We start from the raw sequence: 23,525 nt of genomic DNA, 5'->3' as shown, positions 1-23,525 counted from the left end.
TCCTATTATTCTATTCATCCCCCTACACCTCTCTTTCTTCTAATATTTCAACATCTTCACCTTGACTGTTAAGCCACATGTTTATGCCATTGCCGTAGCTTTCTGCTTCAATTATATGTATACCATTTTCTGATTTTAATACTTTAGCTGTCGGTAGTCTGTCTAAGATGGATTCTAATGATTTTCCACTAAATTTGAATTTTACTTTTTTAAGTTTTCCTGTATACATAAATTGAATTCTCTTTCTAAATTCTCCGTCTTCGAATTTATCTCTATACGGAATATAAAAACTTTCATCTGTATATTTGATTTCACTCATTCTATCTATTCTAAAGATAATCGGAATTTTTTCTTCATCTTTTTTATCAAATGCTATTAAATAAAAATAATATTCCGAAAACATTATAGCTACCGGTAACATTTCTTTTTTAGTTTTTTTACCATCCATTCTTGTATAATTAAACTTTATAACTTTACTATCTCTTATTACTACAGATAAGTCATATATCAAATCCAAAAGTTTCTTTCCATGCTGCGGTTGTACATAATGGTATACTTCATTATCTAAAATACTCTTGGCATTCTTTTGTAAAATCTTAGGTAATTGAGCGATTAATTTATCGTATAATAATTTCAATTCACTATTATTAAATGCTCTACTTTCCAAAATTATTTTTGAAACAGCTAATATTTCTTTTTCGTTCAAGTTTTTGCTGATATCATCTTTTATTTCATATATTTCTTTTGCTCGTGAATAGTTGATACTCACATCGCCGTATCTTTCTTTTTTATCAAAAATATACTGTCGCACTTCCTCAATATCCCGTTGAATAGTTTTTTCACTAACTCTATATTCTTGTGCTAAAGATTTTTTCGTCAACGATTCATTATTTTTTAACCTATCAAAAATATCCAGTACCCTATAACTCTTATGTTGTGATAAATAATCGTTCACTTTCCTACCCCTCTTTCTAAATATACAACTGTATTTTCCACCACTATAATATATATTCAAATATTGATAATGTCAAGCTAAAAATTAAAAAATATTTTTTATTCGTCCTTACTTATTTATTATATATTTTCATATGGACTTTTATTGTCCTTTTGGTAATTTTTTTAAAAAAATGTTATATATGAATTTTTTCTTTCTATGAAATTATCTATTCTAAATTTTTATTTTTTAAATTTATTAAAAACAACTACCTTAATTTTTAAAAATTATCTACTATAAGCTCCTTTGAACTATGAATTATTTATTTTTTAATATAATATAGTTTAAAACTTTTTATCTTTTTTATTAATTTTCTTTCCTCTTGGTAAACTTTTTTATATTTATTGAAAATTACTTTACTTTCTAATTGATAGAGATTATAATTTTCAGTAGATACAAATTTATATAAAATATGAAAGTGAGTAATTATTATGAAAAAATCTAAATTATTTTTAGCTATTATGACCGGTGCTATTGTTATTAGCGGATGTTCTGCCAAGACTGAACAGAAAAAAGAGGAAAATAAAACCGAACAGGTTGATACCTCTAAGAGTACAAAAGAACAGCTAAAACAGGCTACTGATCTTTATAAAAAATATGTTGAAGGTCAAGTGGATAATCTTCTTAAAGATACTGAAAAATTTGCCGAAGCACTTAAAGCCGGCAATTTAGATGAAGCTAAAAAACAATATCCGTTAATTCGTATGGCTTATGAACGTTCTGAGCCTATCGCTGAAAGTTTTGGTGAATTAGACGTTAATATTGACTTCCGTCTTGCTGATTATTTAGAAGAGAATAAAACAAAAGAAGGTTGGAGAGGATTCCACAGAATTGAAAAAATCATGTGGGAAAAAAATACGACTAAAGGTACTGAAGAATATGCTGATCAACTGGTTAAAGATATTAAAGAACTAAAAGCTAAAGTTGCAACCGTTGATGTTACTCCTGATTTAATGGTAACCGGTGCTGTTGACTTACTAAATGAAGTAGCTACACAAAAAATTACCGGTGAAGAGGAAATTTTCTCTCATACCGATCTTTATGACTTTAAAGCTAATATTGAAGGTGCGGAAGAAATTTTTAAAATCTTTAAACCTCTTATTGAGAAAAAAGACAGCAAACTTTCTTCTGACTTAGTTGAGAAATTCAAAGTTATTAATGACTTATTAGATAAATATAAAACTGATGATAAAAATTACAAACTTTACACTGAATTAAGTAAAGAAAATACTAAAGAATTATCAGAAGCTGTTACAAAACTAGGTGAACCACTTTCTCAAATGGGTGTAATTTTAGACGAAGAGGCTAAGTAGTATGGAAGAAAAAGGTAAAAATTGGACAAATAAGAAAATAACACGACGTGATTTTCTTAAAAAAGCAGGTATGACCGGTGCCGGAGCTGTAATCGGTGCTTCAGCACTTGGAGGTTTTTTCGCTAACAAGGCTGAAAACAACCGTGAAATTGCCGACGGTGATGAAAAAATTACCTTTTACGGTAAACATCAAGCCGGTATTACAACAGCGATGCAAAAATGTATATATTTTGTTGTTTTGGATTTATATTCTACAAAACGTGAAGATGTTATTGATATGTTCAAAGAATGGACTAAATACAGTGAAAAACTTATAAATGGTGAACTCGTTGAACCCGCTCTTAAAAACCATTATTTACCGCCAAAAGATACAGGTGAAACGGTAGGGCTTAACCCCTATCGTTTAACTCTTACCTTTGGAATAAGTCCAAGTTTTCTTAAAAAAATGAATCTTGGAAATAAAGGATTAAATGAGTTTAAGGAGCTTCCACCTTTTGCCAGAGAGCAATTAAAAGAACGTTATACCGGTGGTGATATTTGTATTCAAGCGTGTGCCGATGATGAACAAGTAGCTTTTCATGCTGTAAGAAACTTAATAAGAAAAGCACGCTCTACTATCACTATGAGATGGAGCCAATCCGGTTTTGCGGCAATCGGTAATCGTTTAGAAACTCCACGTAATTTATTCGGTTTTAAAGACAGTACAGCCAATGCTACAAAAGAAGAACAATTTAATAATATTGTTTGGTGTGATGGAAACAACTGGCTTAATGGCGGTAGTTATTTAGCTGTTCGCCGTATACAAATGCACCTTGAAACATGGGATAGAACAAACCTAAATGAACAAGAACACACATTCGGTCGCTACAAAGACAGCGGAGCACCGATTGGAGAAACTGATGAATTTGCTACCGTTGATTTCGATAAAAAAGATTCGGACGGTAAGCCGTATATTCCAACCGATTCTCATGTTCATCTGGCACATAAAACAGGTGTCGAAGTATTAAGACGTTCTTACTCTTATTCTGACGGTATTAATGAAACTACCGGTCAATTTGAATCCGGTCTACTCTTTATTTCATTTCAAAAAGATCCTAAGCAGTTTATTACCATACAGAACAGTCTAGGGAACGAGGACAAAATGAATGAATATATTACACATATCGGTAGCGGTCTATTCGCTTGTTTCGGTGGAGTGAAAGAAGGTGAGTATATTGGTCAAAAATTATTTGAGTAAAATAATAATAGCTGTTGCCATTGTACTTAGTGCGATACTTCCTTATAGTTACTACGCTCAGGCAAAAGATAGAACATCTTACAGTCAATTATTTATTAAAATTACCGATGCTACCACAGCTTTAAAAAATAATGATAATGATAAAGCAAAAAAATTGATTGAAGAATTTAAAACAGAGTTTGAATCTACTAAAAATTCAGACTCTGAAGCCGGAAAAAAGGTTAAACAAACAATTAAGACAGATAATATTAATGAAGAACAACTAAGAGAACTTTCTACCGCACTTCTAAACTTTGAAAACGAGCAAAATCCACTGGATGTTGATGCGGAGAAAAAAGCATTTAAAACAAAATTATTTCCGGCTTTTAATAAATTAGAAAAAGCTATCGACACTAAAGATGTTGAAACGATGAAAGCCGAGTATGTGAAATACAATGCCGCTTGGGTTAGAAATGAAGGTATTGTCCGCACGTTAGAACCTGCTTATTACGGAAAAATAGAAACAACTATGTCGTTTTTGCGTAGTTCTATGGAAGTCGAACCTTATGATTACCAAACGACAAAAATGTATCTGACAGATTTAAAAAAATATCTTGATGATTTTTTAGTAGGGAAAAAATTAGAACAAAATAATGATGTGAAAACTCTTGAACAAGGTATTAAACTATTAGAAGAAAGTTATAACTCCTTTGTTAACGGTGATAAAGCCCAAGGTTCTCAAAAAATGAAAAAATTTATTGAAGTTTGGCCTGTTATCGAGGGAGATGTTCGTACTCGTAATGCCTCACTTTATACAAAAGTGGAAAGCGAAACCCCTATTATTATGGTTAAAGGTGATGAGGTTAAATATCAGGAGCAACTGAAAAATTTAATCACCGAACTTTCTAAAATTGACACAAAATCTAATTATAACGCTATCGATTCAATGCTTATTCTGTTACGTGAGGGTGTAGAAGCACTTGTTATCGTCTTATCACTAGCCGGTGCATTAAGAGCGGCTAAACAACGTAAAGGTTTAATCTGGGTTTATGCGGGTGCTATTGTCGGTATTTTAGCCAGTATTCTTGCGGCGGTAATACTAAAATATTCATTCCCTGTTTTGGCGTCCGGAACCAATAGGGAAATTATTGAGGGAGTTGTTGGTATTTTTGCCGTAGTTATGATGATTGGTATCGGTATTTGGCTACATGGTAAATCATCGGTTAAAGCATGGAAAAATTATATGGATAAAAAACTGAATTTGATGCTTTCTACCGGTAGTTTTATTTCAATGTTTACGTTAAGTTTTCTTGCAGTATTTCGTGAAGGAGCGGAAACAATACTATTCTATGCCGAAATTATGCCGCTAATTAGTACCGCCAGCCTGTTGACAGGAATCGGATTAGCCGTCATCGCTTTAATTATTATCGGCTTTGTTATGCTTAAAGCTTCCGACAAACTACCTATTAGCAAAGTATTTCTTGTGCTTTCTTGGTTAATTTACATACTTGGATTTAAAATGTTGGGTGTAAGTGTTCATGCTTTACAAATTACGAATATGGTTTCCAATCATATACTTGAACATATTCCCACTATTGAATGGTTAGGTATTTATCCGAGTACAGAGGTACTTGGTTCACAGATTATTTATATAATTATAGTTGTTGCCAGTATTCTTTATGAAAAATCTAAACATAAATAGGGTATAATTATGAAATATGGTGATAAAGTATCAACCGTCGATCATTTAACGGAACTTAGACGGAGATTGATATTAAGCCTTTTGTTTTTTATCATCTCCTTTCTTGTAAGTTTGGTATGGTCTGCGGATATTTATAAATTTTTAACGAGTAATTTTAAAGATAAGTTGATTGTTTTAGGTCCTAATGATATACTATGGATATATTTAACTTTAGCGGGTATTTGTGCTATTACATTTACGATACCTTTCGCTTGTTATCAAATATGGGCGTTTATCAAACCTGCACTTGAAAGAAGAGAAGCACGCGCATTGCTTGCTTACATTCCGGCGGTCTTCATCTGTTTTACAGTCGGTTTATTGTTTGGTTTTTTCTTGGTAACTCCTGCCATTTTAAACGTACTGCTTTCAATAGGTAATGATTTATTCAATACTCAGCTGACAGCACAAAATTATTTATCTTTTGTTATTAACACAACTATACCAATCGCTATCTTATTCGAGTTTCCGGTTGTTGTTGCGTTTTTAACATCTCTTGGAATTGTTACTCCAAAATTTCTTACAAAAAACAGGCGTTACGCATATTTTATTTTAATCGTTATTGCTGTTGTTATTACACCGGCGGATTTTATAAGTGATATTGTAATGTCTATCCCATTGATACTAATTTATGAAGTAAGTGTTCTGATTAGTAAATATATTTATAAAAAAAGAGGTTAATAACTATGGGTTTTTTGCGTGATATAGGTGCTCCCGGAGTTATTGTGCTTATTATTGCAGCACTAATTATCTTTGGACCGAAACGTCTTCCGGAACTTGGTGAATCAATCGGAAAAATGTTTACATCATTTAAAAAATCAATCTCCGGATTAACTGATGAAAATTCTTCATCAGAAAAAGAAAAAAATGAACAGGAAAATAAATAAAATTGAGTTTTTGACTCAATTTTATTTATTTTATAACTATTTATACTATTTTTCTAAGTTTTTTAAATCATACGGTGTTAGTTGATATACTTGATTTAGCCAATTATGATAGAATAAATATGCTACACATCGCCACGTGTTTTTAGGTTCTTTTGTATCATCATTTTCCGGGTAATAATTAAATGGAACTTCTATCGGCAGACCACTACTTTTATCTCTTATATATTCATTGTGTAAAGTATCTGCTTCATATTCAATATGGCCCGTTATAAATATTTTTCTTAAATTTTTTGTAGTAATCAACAGCGTTCCGGCTTTGTCTGTTTTTGCTAAGATTTCTAATTCATCAATAGTCAATAATTTATCTTCTTCTATTTTTGTATGTCTTGAATGTGGTGCTAAAAATACGTCTGTAAAGCCACGTGTCAACGCATGGTTTTTAATTAAAACTTCATGTTCAAAAACTCCAAATATTTTTTCTGAAACCTTTTCTTTTTTTACACGATAATGATAGTATAAACTCGCTTGTGCTGCCCAACAAATATTTAATGTTGAAAATATATGGGTTTTACTCCATTTAAAAATCTCTTTAAGTTCTTCCCAATAATCCACTTCTTCAAACTTTAAATGTTCTATCGGTGCTCCCGTTATGATAAGACCGTCATAATACTCATTTTTTATCTCAGAAAATGTTGTATAAAATTTTTCTAAATATGAATTTGCCGTGTTTTTAGCAATGTGAGTTGCTACATGCAAAAATTCCACTTTTATTTGTAGAGGTGAATTTCCTAATAATCTTAGTAATTGTCTTTCTGTTTCTTCTTTTTTTGGCATTAAGTTCAATATTAAAATTTTAAGTGGTCTAATATCTTGATTTTTTGCTCTATTTTCTTCAATTACCACAACATCCTCTTTTAATAAATCATTTTTTACCGGTAAATCATTTTGAATACAAATTGGCATAACTTTTTCTCCTTAACTATTTTTTATACAGATAATTTTTCTATAAAGTGCAACGTAAAAAACTCATCTCTATTGCATTTTACTACAATAGGGACGAGTTTATCGTGTTACCACCCTGTTTTATAAATAATCTCACAATTATTTACCTTAATCAGTACATTATAAATACCGTATGCTTTAACGTGCATTAACGTAACCACCTATTAGATAATTATAGCTCCAAGACCATTTTCAATTAACTGATATTTTGTTTTCTTTCACCGAACAAAAACTCTCTTTATTTATACCGAGATAATTTACTTATCTTTTCAACACTAATTCTTATTAAATTATCTATAGTATAATTAATACTCCAACTTTTGTCAAGAAATTATACAGCTATATCATATGAATTATCCTTAATATTTTTTATAGTTTATTGTTAATATTCTAAATATAATCAAGGTTACAAAACATTAAAAGAGTGATGAATTTTTCCATCACTCTTTCTTTTCCTGATTTTTTAATCAGTTTTGTTTAATAGCCCAAAACGTTTATTACTTTTGTTTATTTCTATTCTTCATCTTTTCTTTTTCTTCTTAATGCTAATCCAAGTCCTGCCAATAATGTTGCCACTCCTGCATATATTCCATTTGTTGCCTCATTACCTGTTTTTGGTAATGGTGTTTTTGGTGTTGTCGGTGGTACCGGATTAGTTGTCGGATTGGTGTCTATGTCTAATACTCCGTCTGATGTACGGGCTATATTTTTAATCTCTTTGCCATATGTTTCTTCATTGACTTTTACTTTAAATGTTACTGTCCATGTTTCACCTTTGGCTACTCTCTTAGTCCATACTACTTCTCCGTTTGTGTATTTTCCATTGTTATCTGCTGAATTTTCTACATATGTTGTGTATTCAGGGATTTTATCTTTAATTGTTACATCTCGGTCTTCTCCCGTTGTATTTGTGTAACTTACTGTATATGTTAAGATATCTCCAGGTTTTACCGCTTTTCCGTTTATTGTTGTTCCTTTATTATCTACAACATCTTTTATCGGCTTTTTCGGTGTCGGGTTATTTGTTGGGTTGGTATCTATATCCAATACTCCGTCTGATGTACGGGCTATATTTTTAATTTCTTTACCATCTACGTCATTGTTTACTTTTACTTTAAATGTTACTTTCCATGTTTCGCCTTTAGCTACTTTTTTACTCCATGTTACTTCACCATTAGCGAATTTTCCGTTGTTATCCGCTGAGTTTTCTACATATGTCGTATACGCAGGGATTTTGTCTTTAATTGTTACTTCTCTATCTTGGTCTGTTGTGTTTTTATATTCAACAGTGTATGTTAGAGTTTCTCTAGGTTTTACCGCTTTACCATTAATTGTTGTTCTACTTTCGTTTACAACATCTTTTACTGGTTTGGTAAATTCTTCAAGTACCCACTTACCTATAAAGTGAACATCTTGACCATCTATAGTTTGTGTCTCTTTATCATACCCTTTAAATACCCAGTTACCTTCTTTTACAGTAACTTTAGTTTTTGTAGGTTGATCCGGATGTACTACCGTACCGTTTGGAATTCTTTCAACGGTTTTTGGTGTCAAATCCTTAACAGATTGTGGCAATTCTTTGCCCGGAGTTCCACTAATAAACTCATGAGTTTTTTATAAAGTAAGGTTGTTCTTACTTTATTAGATGGTGTTAGTGTGTTATCAGCTTTTAAAGTTACTATATTATCTATAATTCCTGAAGTTTTTCCTTCTACTTTTTTATTGGTTTCCATATTATAAGTAACAGTAATTTCTTTTCCTGCACTTTCACGTTGCAAATATTCATCTCCCATATTGACAATAACCGTTTGTCCATATGTTGTAATAGTATAATCCTTATTTTCCGTTAATGTTTTTCCATCTACATCTACTTTTAAACTCTTGAAGTCTAAACGGTCATCAAAATTATCTATTAAATTTAAATTACTTAACGGTCCTATAATATCTTTTCCCGGAGTTGGAACTTTAAATGTCCCTGTGTAAACAATTTTTTCGCCGGCTTTAGCCAATACTTGCGGTTTATCGACAGTTTTTTTAGGTGCCGGAATTTTACCTTCTACAAAAAGTCCAAAGACTGTTGAGCAGTTTATCGTTGTATGATATCCAAAGTTTAATTTATTATCAACAGAACGTACGGCTAATCCCGATACATTATTTTCTTGGTCATCACCTTCTGTTGTGGTGGTTGCCTTCCAGTAAGTTGAATCACCTTCTGTTACTTGATTTAATTTATTTCTATTATTTATAACTCTTTTGTCAACACTTGTACTATAATTTTTAATATAAAAAGTTTCTCTAAGAGAACCATCAACAACATCAATATCAGCCGGACGCATAACTAATTTTAAATCTGTTTTTGAACCATCTGAATATCTTAATTCAGCTGTTATGTCTGCATCATTCCAAAAAGCCCCTTTTATAAGATTAGTAGGGTTTTCATCTTTATATGGATCATATTTTTTCTCACTATAAATAAGGTTTCCTATTTCAAAATTTCCACCTTCACCCCAAAAGCTTGAAAGTTGGAAAAATGGAACAGCAGTTTTACCTTCTTTTTCAAGAGCATTTTTAGCTACTTCATTATTTAAATAATGAAGAGTAACCTTATTAAATTTTAAATATGCATCAACTTTTTTACCGTAAACTTCACCTACATTTGAAAATTTCAACTCCAAAGGTTTATAAAAAACCTGATTCCCTTTATTATTTTTATCAACTTTAAGGGAAAAATTTTGCAATGGTCCGGAAAGCTGTTTTAAATTTCCTTCATACCATGGATTATTTAATGTCGTTTCTTCGACTGCATCAGATTTTGATACTACGGTGGCATTATTTATATTTAAATTAAATTTATATGTATTGATTTTTGCCAAATCCGTATCATCTTTTACTTCATTTACCGAAGCCGCAGCTTTTTTAGCTGGAAAAAGCGATAAAATTACCATAATTGATAAAATTATTACAAACAGTTTTTTTAGTTTAGACAACCTAAATTTTGCCTTTATCATAAATATTCTTCCTCCTTAATTTATTAAATATTTTTCCTTTCTGTGTATTTTTTAGTAGGAATTAATTTACACATGAATTTTATTATGTTATACTATATCATATAGTAAGGATATTGGTTTATATGATTGATATTTATGACTTTTCTGTCATCAGTGTTTTATAATATTATGTGTTATTTTAAGTGTAAATTAAATCCTGATTTTTTTACACTATATACTATGGCAATACCTTGTTTAAACTGTTTTAACTAAGATAAAATTTAACTTTAAAATTAATTTTAAAAAAGAATATTTTCAAAAATTTAACACTTCTCAAATTTGATTAAATTTGCGAAGTGTTATTAATTAGGTTATTAACTAAAAAAATAAAACCGTACCTTAACTAATTTCTTATTAATTGCTATTTATTAAACTCTATTAATGTAAAATTCTCTCCGTCATAATCCAAAATACTTACCGATGTATTAATAATAGTACCTCGTCCTACTTTTTTTATACCTTTTTCAGTAAGAAATGAACGAATTAATCCACCATGACACACCGCTAAAATAATTTCGTTTTGATGTTCTTTATGTTTTTCTTTGAAAAATTCTTCTACTCTATCAGCTGCTTCTGCATCTGTTTCCATTCCACGAAATTCTCCTGCTGTAAGACCCGCACTATATTCTTTAAAAGAAACTCCCTCGTATCCTCCATAAGATTTTTCTATTAAACGTTTATCTTTGTTCACTTTAAGTTTAGAATTATTTTCGCTATTTGAATTATCCAACATATAACGTGCGGTATCAAATGCTCTTCCCAAGGTGCTACTATATGCCGTATCTATTTTGTATCCTTCTATTTTTTTACCCGCTTCTTTTCCTTGCTTTATCCCCTCTTTATTAAGCGGAATGTCACTATGCCCTTGTACCTTTTTACCTTTATTATAGTCCGTTTCACCATGTCTTGCTAAAATAATTCTCATATCATTCTCACTTTCTTTAATTATTATATACTTTTAACAAATAAAGCAGAACATTAAATTATTTATTTGTCCTGCTTTTATATATTATTATATATTAAATTGTTCCAATGTAAAGTTTTTCCAATCAAAATCTATTACATTTAATGCTGTATTATTTATTAGTATATTTGTTTTAGGGTAAAGACCTAATGTTCGCAAAAAAATTCTAATCAAAGCTCCATGACAAACTACCAAAATAGTTTTATCTTCATGAGAATTATATTTTGACGCAAAAAAGTCATTTGTTCTTTTAAATACTTCAGCATCAGTTTCTATAGTTTCTAAACCTTTATTATTTTCTAAAGCTGTAAAATATTCATCAAAGGTCACTCCCTCAAAATCTCCAAAATATTTTTCTATCAATCTATTGTCTTTTTCTATAATAAAGTTATTATTCCCTGAATGTTCAAGCATAAGAGCTGCCGTTTTTACAGCTCTTTTTAAGGGACTACTAAATGCCAAGTCTATATTAAATTCTAAGATTTTATCAGCAGCTTTTGTTGCTTGAGCTATCCCCGTAGCATTCAGTTCTATATCGCTATGTCCTTAAATTTTTCTGTTTTTATTATAATCCGTTTCACCATGTCTTACCAACAATATTTTCATGATATTTACTCCTAGTCAAAAATAAAATCTTCATCTTCTATTGATTCGACGTTCATACTTACTACATAACCATCACCCTTTACACTAAAGAAATCATGATTTTTAGTAGAGGTATTCATCGCATTTTCAATAATAGGATTAATATCCTTATCTTCAAAATATCCCGGATAACCTAAGTTTGCCAAGGCACGATTTGCATTGTATTCAACATAATCTTTTACTTCTTCGTACAATCCTATTTCACCGTAAATATCTTGGGTATATATCAGTTCGTTTTCATATAAATCTAATAATAGTTTATACATTTCTTTATTCGCACGCTCTTGTTCTTCGGGAGTTAATGTTTTGAAAACCTCCTGTGCATCAAAGCCGGTAAAACTACCGTGAATAGTTTCATCTAATAAAATCTTACGGATAATTTCTCCTGATGTGGTTACTTTTCCTTGCCCTGCTAAGTATAACGGATAAAAGAACCCGCTGTAAAAAATGTAGCTTTCTAAAAATACAGAAGCAACTCGTGCCATATATAAATCATAATTTTCTACTTCTTGTTTAAAAAGTTTTAAATAATATTTTTCAATAATTCTCGCTTTAAATTGTAACTCTTTATTACTTGGTACCCATTCGTCTAATAAATAATCCGTTTCTTGACTTGATATTAAGGATGTAAAAATTGTTGAATAGCTCTTGGCATGAATCTGCTCCATCATTCCCATAAAACTATATACAGCTTGTTTACGCATATCCTCGGTGTGAAGAGATACTAAGGGCATTCCAATATCTCCTTGTTGAGTGTCAAGTCCGGTTAGTCCTGCCAATACTTTTTTATAAGTATCACGTTCTTTGTCATTTAAGTCTTCATTCCAACTTTTTATATCTTTTGATACCTTAAACTCCGTATCAACCCAAAACTGTGCAATATTTTGTCGCCAATACATAAATGTTAAGTCATCTTGTTTATTCCAGTTTACTGCTTTCATCTATGATTCCTTTCTCTTATTATATTGAACATGATGTACATTCTTCTACTGATAGAAGTTTATTACGTGTATAATATAGGGATTTTAGTCCTTTATAATGAGCATAGATATAATATCTAGCTAATTCTCTTGTTGTAATATCTGAATTTACATATAAAATTACAGAAATACCTTGATCAATATGTTCTTGAATTACTGCCATTAAATCAATTAATTTCATTTGATCCATCGTAAATGCCGATTTATAATACCATTGCGTTTTTGGGCTTAAGTATGGCATCGGATAAAATGTTTCAGCGTTTCCATATGTTCTACGTTCAATTTTATCAACGATTGGTAAGACACTTGAGGTTGAGTTTTGAACATACGAAATACTTTGTGTCGGTGCAATCGCCATTCTATAAGCATGATATAAGCCATTTTCTTTTACTCTATTTTTTAAACTACGCCAATCTTCTTTAGTTGGGATATAAATATCTTCAAACAAGATTTTAACCTTATCTGTCTGTGGAAAGAAATCTTGTTCTACGTATTTATCAAAATAACTCCCACTATAATAATCAGATTTTTCAAAATCTTTAAAAGTTGTATTGCGAGCTTTTGCAATCTGCATCGAACGTTCTAATGTGTAGTAGTTCATCATCATAAAGAAAACATTGGCAAAATCTTTTACCTCTTCGCTCTCATAGGCTATTAAGTTTTTTGCTAAATAACCGTTTAAGTTCATCGCACCTAAACCTACTGAATGAAATTCTTCATTAGCTTTTACTACACCGGGGGCATTTTTTATCTTGGTTGAATCACTGACAAACGTTAAGGCATCCATGCCGGAATAAATAGATTCTTTAATTTTTTTACTCTCCATTACATTTACAATATTTAATGACGCAAGATTACATGAAATATCACGTTTTATAATATCTCCTTCTCCATAATCTTTAATAATTGATGTTTCTTGTAATTGGAAAATTTCCGTACATAGATTACTCATTTTAACCTGTCCAATATCTTTTAACGCATGATGTTTGTTTGCATTATCTTTAAACATTAAATACGGATACCCTGATTGAAGTTGTGTTTGTGCAATTAAATTTAACATATCACGAGCGTTGTATTTGCGTTTTAATATATTTTCATTATCTACAAATTCATCATAATATTTTGCTAAATCAATATCATCAAGAACCAATCCGTATTCTTCATAAATTGAATGTGGCCCAAACATATAAAAGTCTTTATTATCTTTAGCCAACTCAAAAAATAGGGACGGCACTATAATTCCGGTTGAAATAGTCGGTAAACGTAACTCTTCATCAGCATTTACTTTTTTAGTATCCAAAAATTCCAACACATCATAGTGAAAGATATTCAAATAAACCGCTCCTGCACCGGGGCGTTGTCCCAGCTGATCTGCATAGGCAAAACCTTGTTCAAGAGATTTAGCAACAGGTATAACACCCTTAGCCACTCCTTTTATTCCTTTAATACTTTCTCCACGTGCACGAAGTTTAGATAGATTAATAGCTACCCCACCTCCAATTTTTGAAAGTTGTTTTGCCGTAGAATCAATGTAATTAATAGAATTTAGTGAGTCGCCTACTTCCAGTAAGAAACATGATACTAATTCTCCACGACGACTACGTCCGGAATTTAAAAATGTCGGTGTCGCAGGTTGAAGACGTTGTTCAAGCATTGCAATAATTAGTTCTTTAGCGAGATTTACATCACCATCGGCTAGATACATTGCAACGATAAATACGTGTTGGTTAAAGTTTTCCAAATATTGTTTTTTATCATTTGTTTTTAGAGCATAATCTTTATAAAATTTACTTGCTGCCATGTAACTTTTAAACTTGAATTTAAAGTTTGCAGCCAGTTCTAAGCATTCTAATATTTCATCTTCAATATATTTATCAAAAATATTATAATAAAAATTTTCTCTCACTAAGTAACGTAATCGTTTAATTTCCGAACTAAACTTTACGGTTTTATAATCTACTTCACGAAGAAACTCCTCAATGGCTTCTTGGTCTTTTTCTAATTTGAAAAAACCTGTTTCACCACGTTTCGTTACCTCATTATTTAATTCAATATGGTTAAATTTTTCCATTCTTTGTACTCTCCAAATAAATTTTCTTGAATTTAATTAAATCTCTAGTATTACCATGTAATTCTATTTTCATTAACAATGGCACATTATATTGTTCGCTAATTGTTTCTGATGCCTTAGCGAAACGATTTCCCCAATTTTTATTACCACTCCCAACTACACCGACCAGATGCTTACCATTTTGTTCTAAAAACGTAATAACATCATCAGGTACTTTCCCAAAACCAATCGTCGGTGTGACAAGTATATAGTCAAAATCTACATCATAATCTACTTCCCACAAATCCAGTACATCTTCGACAGGTATTTTACAGCGTTCAACAAATCGTTTACAGTTTCCTGTTAAAGAAAAATATATTACTTTCATGGTCCCCCTCCAAAACTCTGAGAAATTATTTCCCGGAAATTTAAAACTTAATTAATATTATACCTTGTATTTTATTTTTTTTCAATAAATATTTTTTTGATTTTCCGACTTAAAAATTTAATACATATTTTTTATTTTATTTTCTAATCTTCCACCTTTATTCTACTCTTTTCTTTGCTTTTACTATAACAAAATATTTTATAAATTTTTTTACCGAAATGTAAAAGAGTATATATTAGCCGGCTACTAACATATACTCTCTTTAAGATTATTTTTTATTTGTTCTACGTGCAAACTCTGAAAAATGAAATTTGTCTACCCTGTGGCGACTTTCCGTATAATGAAGAAAATCTGTTCCTTCCGTATATACATCGCCCTTTACAACTGCAATATGCTTATTATCGTTCAAATCAATATAGTTCTTGTCTTCTTCATTTATCGGCTCTATTTCAAAGTGTTTATTACCATATGAAATTTTAATCCCCATCTCATCTTCCAAATAGTCATACAATGAATCTTCTACCTGTCTTGTCGGAACGTTTTCTATAAAAGTTTTCTTGATATAGTCTTTATCTAAAATAACAGCTTCACCATCTATAAATCTCTGTCTTAACAAATAAATCAGTTTTTCTCCTCTTTTAGCCAGACCGAGTTTTATTAAAAATTCCGGAGCTTCTATTTCCTTGTTTTCTATTACTTTTGTAGTAGAAACCGTATTTTGAAGTTCTTGTATTTCTTTGAAACTTATAAGCCCTGAAACCGGTACTCTGTATTTATGAATATCTAAAACAATAGAACCCTTCCCTTGAATTTTATGAATATAACCATTTTCTAGTAACAGTAAAAGTGCTTTTCTAATAGTTTCCCTAGATACACCGTATTCTTTCGCCAATTCGTTTTCACTTGGCAACAGACTGTTATATCTATATTGCCTGTTTTCTATTTTTTCTCTTAATTCTAAATAGATTTTAAAAAACTTATTCATGATTTCCCCCAAATAAAATACTATATGTTGATATTTTAACATAATTTTTTCTATTTAGGAACATTTTTACTCAAAAACTTTAATTATCAATTCTGTTTTTATTAAAAATCGTAAATATGTAAACCAAATTTCATCTATTATAATTTTTTATTTAAGTAAATTTTTATTAATTTTCTTCTTGAGCTATCGCTTTTGCTTCTTCTTCAAGTTTATCTATGTGCATCATATCATTTAAGCGACCTTTAATTAGAAGCAACACTATACCGAATATTAATACTATCGCACCAATGTAAGTAAATACTTGAGTAAAGCTTAATTTTACTGTTAGTTTTGCTAAATATCCTGAAATAATATTTGATAATGAGAATGTCATATACCAGATACCCATTGATAATGATGCGTATTTAGCCGGTGATAATTTGTTAAACAATGACATTCCAATTGGAGAAAGTAGTAATTCTCCTATAGTTAACAACACATAAGTTATTAAAATATATGATATATTCATTTTAGCACCTGATTCTATATTTCCACCAATAGTGTTAACACCTAAAATCATAACTCCAAATGCTATACCTGAAAGTATCATGCCTAGACCCATTTTAGTTCCGGTATCCAAATCCCCGTGTTTAGTTTTACTTAGTTTAACCCACAATGCACCGAATGCAGGCGCTAATGCTGCACATAATAATCCGTTAAATGAAATTAACCACGGTGTAGGAACTGTCCAACCGAATATTGTTCTATCTACTGCTTTTTGTGTAAGAATTGCAAATGATGTTTGTGTTTGATACCATGCAGACCAGAACAATGTTGAGAATACAAATAGTATAGCCATAGCTTTCATTCTATCGATATCAATTTTAGTTAATGGATGATTTACTGATTTTTTAGCTTTTTTACTTGCTACAGGATATTTACCTTTTTCTTTTAACCAAGAAGGTGCAAATAAAGCAAAAACTAAAAATTGAACAAATGCCAATGCTGCCGCCACTAAGAAACCATAACGATAACCATAAGAGATTACTTTGCCGTCACTTCCGACTTTAGCAAACCAACTGTCTGTCATTAAACCGAAGATAATCGGTCCGAATAGGCTTCCTATATTAATAGCCATATAATAAATACTGTATGCGGCGTCTTTCATAGTTACTTGGTCACGTTCATATAACGCACCTACCAACGCACTAATGTTACCCTTACCTATACCGGCTGCTATTAAAAGTAATAATAAGCTGGCTATTACTGTCCACAGTTCACTGGTGGAAAAATATAGTGCTACATATCCAAAACAGCTGAACAATGTTCCTAAAATAATCGATTTTTGGATACCTAAATATTTATCCGCTAACCAACCACCTACAAGTGCCATCATATAACCTAAAGCACCATAATAACCGTATAATTCTGAAGCAAAACCTCTATCCAATCCTAATCCGTTTTCTGCTGTACTGGCAGTAAAGAATAGAATTAAAAATCCTATAATACCGTAAGCATATAAGTTTTGTAACACGGTTACAACGTTAACCAGATGTAGCCCTTTGGGGTGCTTCATTTTTTCAACATTCTCCATAATTATATCCTCCTAATAAATAATTTATGTGTTACGCTTTCATTATATTATATAAATTCTCATAAATCAATAAAAATTTTAGTAAGAAAACTTATTATGAAAATTATATATTTTTATTACTAAAAAAATATATATTCATTTTATTTAATTTTTTTAAAAGAAAAAATATCAAATATTTTAAAATTTTCTATATTGACATATTTTAATAAATCTAATAATACACCTTATAAATTCATTATTTAACCCTTATGTTAAATTTTATAATTATTTTAATCTATATATATTAATATCAATTAAATATTATCACTTACTTTTTTATATTTTCAATTATATTTACATTGTTTTTAAAGATTTAATATAAAAAGAAAGTTCCTTTGATTATCAACAGAACTTTCTTTTTGTTTTCATTATTTATAGAGCAACTACGTTAGCTGCTTGCGGTCCGCGATTTCCTTCTTCTACTTCGAATTCTACTTTTTCGCCTTCTTTTAAAGTTTTAAATCCTTCTTTTTGGATACTAGAGAAGTGTACGAATACATCTTTTTCACCCTCTACAGAAATAAATCCGAATCCTTTTTCCTCGTTGAACCATTTTACTGTACCTTGTTTCATAAGTTACAATCTCCTTTTATTTTTTATTATCAATAATCAATCGTATTCTTGCTTTTAAAGATAATAAATAAAATAAATAGAATATCTTTATTCACTTACAAAACTTAAAACCTGTATTACAATTATTACTTTATATTTTACTGACTTTGTCCATTATATCCTATTTAGAATAAATTAGCAATCAATATGAAAACACCGATAATTTTTATTTTTCGGTGCTTTTATTGTTTAATTCTTAAAATTCGTCTTCTTCTTCGTTTATATTAAACTTAGATACTATTCCGCCATTATCAAAGTCATAGACTTCATCATTTTCTTCTATGTCTTCTTCTTCGATTAATTCGTCAACTTCGTCATGAACATCTTCTTCATCTTCATCAACCATTTCATCAAGTTCTTCATCTTCGATTTCAAATTTTTGAACACTTGGTTCAACAAAACTCTTAATATCCTCAACTAACAGCGTATCTCTTAATTTCCAACTTCCATCTTCTACACAGATAAATCTTCCATCTAAATTTAAGTCAGTATAAAAATATGCTGCTTGAGCTGAAAACTCTTCTTCATCTACTTCTCTTAACGGTTTTATATAATCAAGAAAATCATAAATATTTAATTTCTCAATTTTTTCATCTATCATATATGCGTAACATAAGTCTATTAACGACATTTCTTTTATTTTTTCACCGCTTAATTCTTTTAATTTCGTCATTATCTATTATATCCCTTCTTTTACATTTTTTCCGGAGCTGATACTCCGATTAGTTCCAGTGCATTTTTTATCGTTGTTTTAACAGCAGTTATTAATGCTAAATAACTCTGTGACTGTTCTTTATCCTCTGTTATTACTTTATTATTGTTGTAGAATTTATGGAATGAACTTGCTAAAGTTTGTAAATAATTACAAATTCTATGAGGTTCATAATTTATAGCTGCTTGGGATACAATCTCCGGGAAGTATGCTAAATTTTTAAGTAAATCTACAGAATAATCATCTGTTAATAACTCATAATCACAATCGGTCACATTAATAAAACCTTGTTCTTCAGCCTGACGTAATATTGAACAAATACGTGCATGTGCATATTGAACATAATATAATGGATTATCATTGGATTGTTCTTTAGCTACTGCGAAATCGAAATCCAAATGACTGTCCGCACTTCTCATTACTAGAAAATAACGTGCAGCATCCTTTCCTACCTCATCAATTAAATCACGAAGCGTAATAGATTTTCCTGTTCTTTTACTCATTTTTACAACTTCGCCGTTATTTAATAACTGAACCATTTGCATAATTAGAACCTCTAATTGTTCTGCTTTATACCCCATCGCCACAATACTGGCTTTTAAGCGACCGATATATCCGTGGTGGTCAGCTCCGAGAACATCAATTAATAAATCAAAACCGCGATCTAATTTATTTTTATGATAAGCTATATCGCTGGTTAAATACGTCAATGCACCGTCCGCTTTAATCAATACCCTGTCTTTATCATCACCGGTTCCAAGTGCTGTGGTTTCCAACCATAACGCTCCATCTTTTTCATAAACAAAACCTTGTTCTTTCAAAGAAGCTAATGCTTTGTCTATAGCACCTTCTTGATATAATGATTTTTCGCTAAAATATACATCGTACTCTAAACCAAAATCACCAAGATCTTTTTTTATATTATTCAGTTCATATTCTATTGCATAATTACGAATAAATTCTTCTAAATCGGTACGTAATAATAGACTGTCGCCGAATTTTTCTTTTAACTCTTTTCCGAGAGTTTTAATATCTTCACCATGGTAAGCATCCTCTGGCATTTTTGCATCCAGACCTAATGCTTGTTTATAACGAACTATAGCGGAACTAACAAGGTTATTAATTTGATTGCCTGCATCGTTAATATAATATTCACGTGAAATATTATAACCCGCCTTTTTCATAATTCTGGCTAAAGAATCTGAATAGGCAGCATTTCTGGCGTGACCTACATGAAGTGTTCCGGTAGGGTTAGCAGATACATATTCTAACAATACTTTCTTGCCGTTCCCTACATCAGTTTTCCCGTAATCGTCACGTTCTTTTAAAATTTTATCTATTATACCGCCAAGGCTCGATTTTTTAACATAAAAATTAATAAATCCGGGACCTGCTATTTCAATTTTTTCAACAGATTCATCATCTTCTATATTAGAAATTATCTCTTCGGCTATTATACGCGGATTTTTTCTTAATACTCTTGTTAACTGCATAGCAACATTAGAAGAAAAATCTCCGTTATTTGTGTTTTTCGGTGTTTCTACATAAACTTCTATATCGTTTATATTTAACTTTTTCAAAGAATTTTGCAACAATTCTACTATTTTAGTTTTCAATTACAATACCTCCTTAATAAAATTACTCTAATTGCGTTTCAATAATATTTTCAATGTATTTTTTTGTTTGTTATCGGGATTAAAAATAATATTATAACTTATTTCAAAGAAAACAAGATTATTACGTTCTTTTTTCTTTATCTTAATAAGCTGCATAGCAAGGTTAACTATCCCCATTTCAGTTTTATAATTAGATTTTTTAACAATATAAGTTATATCAATTTTAAAATCATCTTTCTCTATACTAACACTTTCTTTTATTTTGTCAATAAAAATTTTTATTTTTTTATTATTTTTATCATAATACTCTATTTTTTCATATTCTTTTTGATTAAAATATTCTCCAATATAGCTTTCCTCAAGAAGTTTTTCTTCATCTACATAGGTTGTAATTTTTATCTTCATCTATCAATCCCGCAAACTTTCTAATTCTTCTTCTACCATCAGCCACTCTTCATTTAAAGTATCCAGTCGGTCGTTAATAACTTTTAATTGTTCATTAAATTCTTGAGTTTTTATGGCATTTGTGTAAATTTCTTCTTTTATTAATTCTGAATTAATTTCAGAAATATGGTTTTCCAACTCTTCGATTTTTTCAACTATTTCATCTCGAGTTCTCTCCAGCTTTCGAAGATATTTTTTTTCTTCTTTACCCAATATATAACTATTTACTTGTTTTTTTTCTATTTCTACTTCTTTTTCTTCTAAGCTCGCCAGTAGCTTTTCTTGTGCCAATTTTTCCAAATAATAATCATAATTTCCTAAATAAATACTGTAACCCTTATCTGTAATATCAAGGACTTTATTGGCAATTTTATTAATAAAGTATCTATCGTGACTGACAAACAAAATAGTTCCTTCGTAATTTTCCAACGCTTCTTCTAAAACTTGTTTACTGGTTATATCTAAATGGTTGGTAGGTTCGTCCAATATTAAAAGATTATTCTTTTCTAGCATAAGTTTAGCTAGTTGTAATCTTGCTTTTTCTCCGCCGGATAAATCTTTGACAATTTTTAAAACATCATCACCTCTAAAAAGAAATCTTCCCAAAACATTTCTTATTTCCGCTTCTTTCATTAACGGGTATTCGTCCCAAAGCTCATTTAAAATGGTTTTTGATGATTCAAATTCAGCTTGTTTTTGATCATAGTAGCCTAATGATACTTTACTGCCATAACTAACTGCCCCACCAAGAGGATTTTGCCTTTTAGCTATTGTTTTAATCAAAGTAGATTTACCAATACCATTTTTTCCGACTACCGCTATTCTATCTCCTTTATAAATAGAAAAATTATATTTTTCTCCAATCTGACTGTCATAACCCACAGTCAAGTTGTTTATCATTAGAACATCTCGTCCGCTTTGTTCTTTTATTCTAAACTCTATATTTGCTGCTCTGTTATCTTTTTTAGGATTATCTATAAGCTCCATTTTTTCTAACACTTTTTGACGGCTTTTTGCCATTTTACTGGTAGAAGCACGAGCTATATTTTTTTGGACAAAGTCTTCCAGTCTTTTTATATCTTTTTGTTGACTATTATATTCTTTTAATTGTTTACTATAATCATCTTCGTATTGAACTATAAACTTGGTATAGTTCCCTACATATTTTTTTAATTTCCCAAATTCAAGATTATAAACTACATTCACTACTTTATCTAAAAAATATCTATCGTGGCTGACTATAACAATTGCACCGTCATAAGAACCTAGATAATTTTCTAACCAAGCTACATTCTCCATATCAAGATGGTTAGTCGGTTCATCAAGAATTAGAACATCAGGTTCACTAAGAAGCAGTTTTGCCATAGATAATCTAGTTTTCTCACCACCGGAGAATGTACTTATTTTTTTATCAAATACTTCTTTTTTAAAATCTAAACCGAATAAAACACTCTCTATTTTACTTTTATAATGATAATCCTTATGGGTTAAAACTTCATTTTGCAACCTGTCATAACGATTAAGAAGTTTAGAGTCTTTTTCTAAATTTTCCGGTGTTAATTCAGAAGAAAGTTTTTCTAATTCTTTTTCCAAGACTATTATTTCAGAAAAACAGGTAATCATTTCTTCATATATCGATAAATCCTCTCTAACAATAAACTCTTGTGAAAGATAACCTATGCTGGTTCCTTTAGATACCGCTCTTTCTCCGGTATCAAAGCTAAGAGTACCCGCTATAATTTTAAGTAATGTACTTTTCCCCGCTCCATTTCTTCCGACTATAGCTATTCTATCTTTATTATTTATCTCCATTTTTACATTCGAAAAAATTTTATTAACAACAAAATTTTTTGTTATATTATTAAGTTGAATTAACACTTTCTCACCCCTTTTTATTGTCTAAATTTTATATGTAACTAAAACATTATACCACAAACTATATATCTTAGCTAATACTATAGTACACTTTTACCCTTTTATGAGAAAATTTCTCAAATAATTATTCCTCTTAGTTAATTGATAGTTAATATCAATTAAAACAATTATCATCTACTTCATTATTATATTTTAAAATATAATTTTTTTAAAACTTTATTTATATAATAATTAAATATTTTTAAAAGTTAAATTATATTTATTAACGTTTTATTAAAATATAATTTTATCTATCCATAATTTTTATAAAAAAATATTTTTTGTTAAACAATTAAATTTCTATAAAAAATATTTTCTAGCTATTTATATAATAATGTTTTTATCAAAATATTATTGTTTAGTTTTTATATAAATGTTATAATACAAATACAAAAATCATTTCAGG

At 30.0% G+C, this 23,525-nt stretch carries 21 protein-coding genes; 5 read left to right on the top strand and 16 right to left on the bottom strand.

Going from position 1 to position 23,525, the window contains the following annotated elements:
• Positions 1-22: 22 nt before the first annotated feature.
• Complete coding sequence (locus BQ7358_RS01430; protein ID WP_072520127.1) at positions 23-955, bottom strand: helix-turn-helix transcriptional regulator; 933 nt, start codon at positions 953-955, stop codon at positions 23-25.
• 470 nt (positions 956-1,425) lie between these two features.
• On the opposite strand from BQ7358_RS01430, the gene efeO reads away from it, so the two are divergent.
• The 5 genes from efeO to BQ7358_RS01405 are packed head-to-tail and all read left to right on the top strand — an operon-like array spanning position 1,426 to position 6,148.
• Positions 1,426-2,307 carry an iron uptake system protein EfeO gene (efeO, locus tag BQ7358_RS01425; protein ID WP_072520126.1) on the top strand — a complete coding sequence of 294 codons (882 nt, stop codon included), beginning with the start codon at positions 1,426-1,428 and terminating at the stop codon, positions 2,305-2,307.
• 1 nt (position 2,308) lies between these two features.
• The gene (gene efeB, locus BQ7358_RS01420) at positions 2,309-3,544 is read left to right on the top strand and encodes an iron uptake transporter deferrochelatase/peroxidase subunit (RefSeq protein ID WP_062172905.1); all 1,236 of its coding nucleotides are present in this window, start codon (positions 2,309-2,311) and stop codon (positions 3,542-3,544) included.
• The gene (locus BQ7358_RS01415) at positions 3,513-5,225 is read left to right on the top strand and encodes an FTR1 family iron permease (RefSeq protein WP_234971552.1); all 1,713 of its coding nucleotides are present in this window, start codon (positions 3,513-3,515) and stop codon (positions 5,223-5,225) included. The genes efeB and BQ7358_RS01415 overlap by 32 nt, the downstream gene beginning before the upstream one ends.
• A gap of 9 nt (positions 5,226-5,234) precedes the next feature.
• Entirely contained in the window at positions 5,235-5,942 is a 708-nt protein-coding gene (gene tatC / locus BQ7358_RS01410; protein WP_062172903.1) for a twin-arginine translocase subunit TatC, read from the top strand.
• A 5-nt stretch (positions 5,943-5,947) separates the two neighbouring features.
• A complete protein-coding gene (locus BQ7358_RS01405; RefSeq protein WP_072520125.1) occupies positions 5,948-6,148 on the top strand; it encodes a twin-arginine translocase TatA/TatE family subunit in 201 nt (66 codons plus the stop codon).
• A gap of 45 nt (positions 6,149-6,193) precedes the next feature.
• Here BQ7358_RS01405 and BQ7358_RS01400 read toward each other — a convergent pair whose 3' ends face one another.
• The 15 genes from BQ7358_RS01400 to BQ7358_RS01330 all read right to left on the bottom strand — a co-directional run bounded on the left by BQ7358_RS01400 (position 6,194) and on the right by BQ7358_RS01330 (position 23,083).
• The gene (locus tag BQ7358_RS01400; protein WP_062172899.1) at positions 6,194-7,111 is read right to left on the bottom strand and encodes a homoserine O-succinyltransferase; all 918 of its coding nucleotides are present in this window, start codon (positions 7,109-7,111) and stop codon (positions 6,194-6,196) included.
• Positions 7,112-7,663: 552 nt separating this feature from the next.
• Entirely contained in the window at positions 7,664-8,725 is a 1,062-nt protein-coding gene (locus tag BQ7358_RS01395; protein WP_072520124.1) for an SHIRT domain-containing protein, read from the bottom strand.
• On the bottom strand, positions 8,701-10,158 hold the full coding sequence (locus tag BQ7358_RS01390; protein WP_062172895.1) for an Sgo0707 family adhesin: 1,458 nt from the start codon (positions 10,156-10,158) through the stop codon (positions 8,701-8,703). Before BQ7358_RS01390 ends, BQ7358_RS01395 begins: the two co-directional genes overlap by 25 nt.
• A gap of 400 nt (positions 10,159-10,558) precedes the next feature.
• Positions 10,559-11,122: a histidine phosphatase family protein gene (locus tag BQ7358_RS01385; protein WP_062172893.1), complete on the bottom strand. Its 564-nt coding sequence runs from the start codon at positions 11,120-11,122 to the stop codon at positions 10,559-10,561.
• An 87-nt stretch (positions 11,123-11,209) separates the two neighbouring features.
• Positions 11,210-11,695, bottom strand: coding sequence for a histidine phosphatase family protein (locus tag BQ7358_RS01380; RefSeq protein ID WP_268762335.1), 486 nt, complete (start codon positions 11,693-11,695; stop codon positions 11,210-11,212).
• An 83-nt stretch (positions 11,696-11,778) separates the two neighbouring features.
• Positions 11,779-12,747 carry a class 1b ribonucleoside-diphosphate reductase subunit beta gene (gene nrdF / locus BQ7358_RS01375; RefSeq protein ID WP_021752530.1) on the bottom strand — a complete coding sequence of 323 codons (969 nt, stop codon included), beginning with the start codon at positions 12,745-12,747 and terminating at the stop codon, positions 11,779-11,781.
• A gap of 19 nt (positions 12,748-12,766) precedes the next feature.
• Entirely contained in the window at positions 12,767-14,857 is a 2,091-nt protein-coding gene (nrdE, locus tag BQ7358_RS01370) for a class 1b ribonucleoside-diphosphate reductase subunit alpha (protein ID WP_072520123.1), read from the bottom strand.
• Positions 14,844-15,224 carry a class Ib ribonucleoside-diphosphate reductase assembly flavoprotein NrdI gene (gene nrdI / locus BQ7358_RS01365; protein ID WP_072520122.1) on the bottom strand — a complete coding sequence of 127 codons (381 nt, stop codon included), beginning with the start codon at positions 15,222-15,224 and terminating at the stop codon, positions 14,844-14,846. The genes nrdE and nrdI overlap by 14 nt, the downstream gene beginning before the upstream one ends.
• Positions 15,225-15,492: 268 nt before the next feature.
• Positions 15,493-16,209, bottom strand: a complete 717-nt coding sequence (gene treR / locus BQ7358_RS01360; protein ID WP_040460791.1) for a trehalose operon repressor — start codon at positions 16,207-16,209, stop codon at positions 15,493-15,495.
• Between the two features lie 166 nt (positions 16,210-16,375).
• The gene (locus BQ7358_RS01355; protein WP_062172886.1) at positions 16,376-17,782 is read right to left on the bottom strand and encodes a peptide MFS transporter; all 1,407 of its coding nucleotides are present in this window, start codon (positions 17,780-17,782) and stop codon (positions 16,376-16,378) included.
• Between the two features lie 411 nt (positions 17,783-18,193).
• Positions 18,194-18,394 (bottom strand): cold-shock protein, encoded by a 201-nt coding sequence (locus BQ7358_RS01350; protein WP_021752428.1) that lies wholly within the window; start codon positions 18,392-18,394, stop codon positions 18,194-18,196.
• Positions 18,395-18,629: 235 nt separating this feature from the next.
• The gene (gene rpoE / locus BQ7358_RS01345; RefSeq protein WP_021752427.1) at positions 18,630-19,106 is read right to left on the bottom strand and encodes a DNA-directed RNA polymerase subunit delta; all 477 of its coding nucleotides are present in this window, start codon (positions 19,104-19,106) and stop codon (positions 18,630-18,632) included.
• A 20-nt stretch (positions 19,107-19,126) separates the two neighbouring features.
• Positions 19,127-20,761 carry an arginine--tRNA ligase gene (argS, locus tag BQ7358_RS01340; protein WP_062172883.1) on the bottom strand — a complete coding sequence of 545 codons (1,635 nt, stop codon included), beginning with the start codon at positions 20,759-20,761 and terminating at the stop codon, positions 19,127-19,129.
• 27 nt (positions 20,762-20,788) lie between these two features.
• Complete coding sequence (locus tag BQ7358_RS01335; RefSeq protein ID WP_062172881.1) at positions 20,789-21,166, bottom strand: hypothetical protein; 378 nt, start codon at positions 21,164-21,166, stop codon at positions 20,789-20,791.
• A 3-nt stretch (positions 21,167-21,169) separates the two neighbouring features.
• Positions 21,170-23,083: an ABC-F family ATP-binding cassette domain-containing protein gene (locus BQ7358_RS01330; protein WP_062172879.1), complete on the bottom strand. Its 1,914-nt coding sequence runs from the start codon at positions 23,081-23,083 to the stop codon at positions 21,170-21,172.
• Positions 23,084-23,525: the final 442 nt, after the last annotated feature.

This window comes from Gemella massiliensis (assembly GCF_900120125.1).
GTDB classification, from domain to species: Bacteria; Bacillota; Bacilli; order Staphylococcales; family Gemellaceae; genus Gemella; species Gemella massiliensis.
This window is presented reverse-complemented; position numbering and strand designations above follow the sequence as displayed.

Excerpts from the sequence above, each read along its gene's own strand:
- BQ7358_RS01385 (WP_062172893.1), bottom strand. The coding sequence starts at position 11,122 with ATGAGAATTATTTTAGCAAGACATGGTGAAACGGACTATAATAAAGGT.
- BQ7358_RS01335 (WP_062172881.1), bottom strand. The coding sequence starts at position 21,166 with ATGAAGATAAAAATTACAACCTATGTAGATGAAGAAAAACTTCTTGAG.
- BQ7358_RS01390 (WP_062172895.1), bottom strand. The coding sequence starts at position 10,158 with ATGATAAAGGCAAAATTTAGGTTGTCTAAACTAAAAAAACTGTTTGTA.
- treR (WP_040460791.1), bottom strand. The coding sequence starts at position 16,209 with ATGAATAAGTTTTTTAAAATCTATTTAGAATTAAGAGAAAAAATAGAA.
- rpoE (WP_021752427.1), bottom strand. The coding sequence starts at position 19,106 with ATGACGAAATTAAAAGAATTAAGCGGTGAAAAAATAAAAGAAATGTCG.
- tatC (WP_062172903.1), top strand. The coding sequence starts at position 5,235 with ATGAAATATGGTGATAAAGTATCAACCGTCGATCATTTAACGGAACTT.
- efeB (WP_062172905.1), top strand. The coding sequence starts at position 2,309 with ATGGAAGAAAAAGGTAAAAATTGGACAAATAAGAAAATAACACGACGT.
- BQ7358_RS01355 (WP_062172886.1), bottom strand. The coding sequence starts at position 17,782 with ATGGAGAATGTTGAAAAAATGAAGCACCCCAAAGGGCTACATCTGGTT.
- BQ7358_RS01350 (WP_021752428.1), bottom strand. The coding sequence starts at position 18,394 with ATGAAACAAGGTACAGTAAAATGGTTCAACGAGGAAAAAGGATTCGGA.
- BQ7358_RS01405 (WP_072520125.1), top strand. The coding sequence starts at position 5,948 with ATGGGTTTTTTGCGTGATATAGGTGCTCCCGGAGTTATTGTGCTTATT.
- nrdI (WP_072520122.1), bottom strand. The coding sequence starts at position 15,224 with ATGAAAGTAATATATTTTTCTTTAACAGGAAACTGTAAACGATTTGTT.
- nrdE (WP_072520123.1), bottom strand. The coding sequence starts at position 14,857 with ATGGAAAAATTTAACCATATTGAATTAAATAATGAGGTAACGAAACGT.
- BQ7358_RS01400 (WP_062172899.1), bottom strand. The coding sequence starts at position 7,111 with ATGCCAATTTGTATTCAAAATGATTTACCGGTAAAAAATGATTTATTA.
- nrdF (WP_021752530.1), bottom strand. The coding sequence starts at position 12,747 with ATGAAAGCAGTAAACTGGAATAAACAAGATGACTTAACATTTATGTAT.
- efeO (WP_072520126.1), top strand. The coding sequence starts at position 1,426 with ATGAAAAAATCTAAATTATTTTTAGCTATTATGACCGGTGCTATTGTT.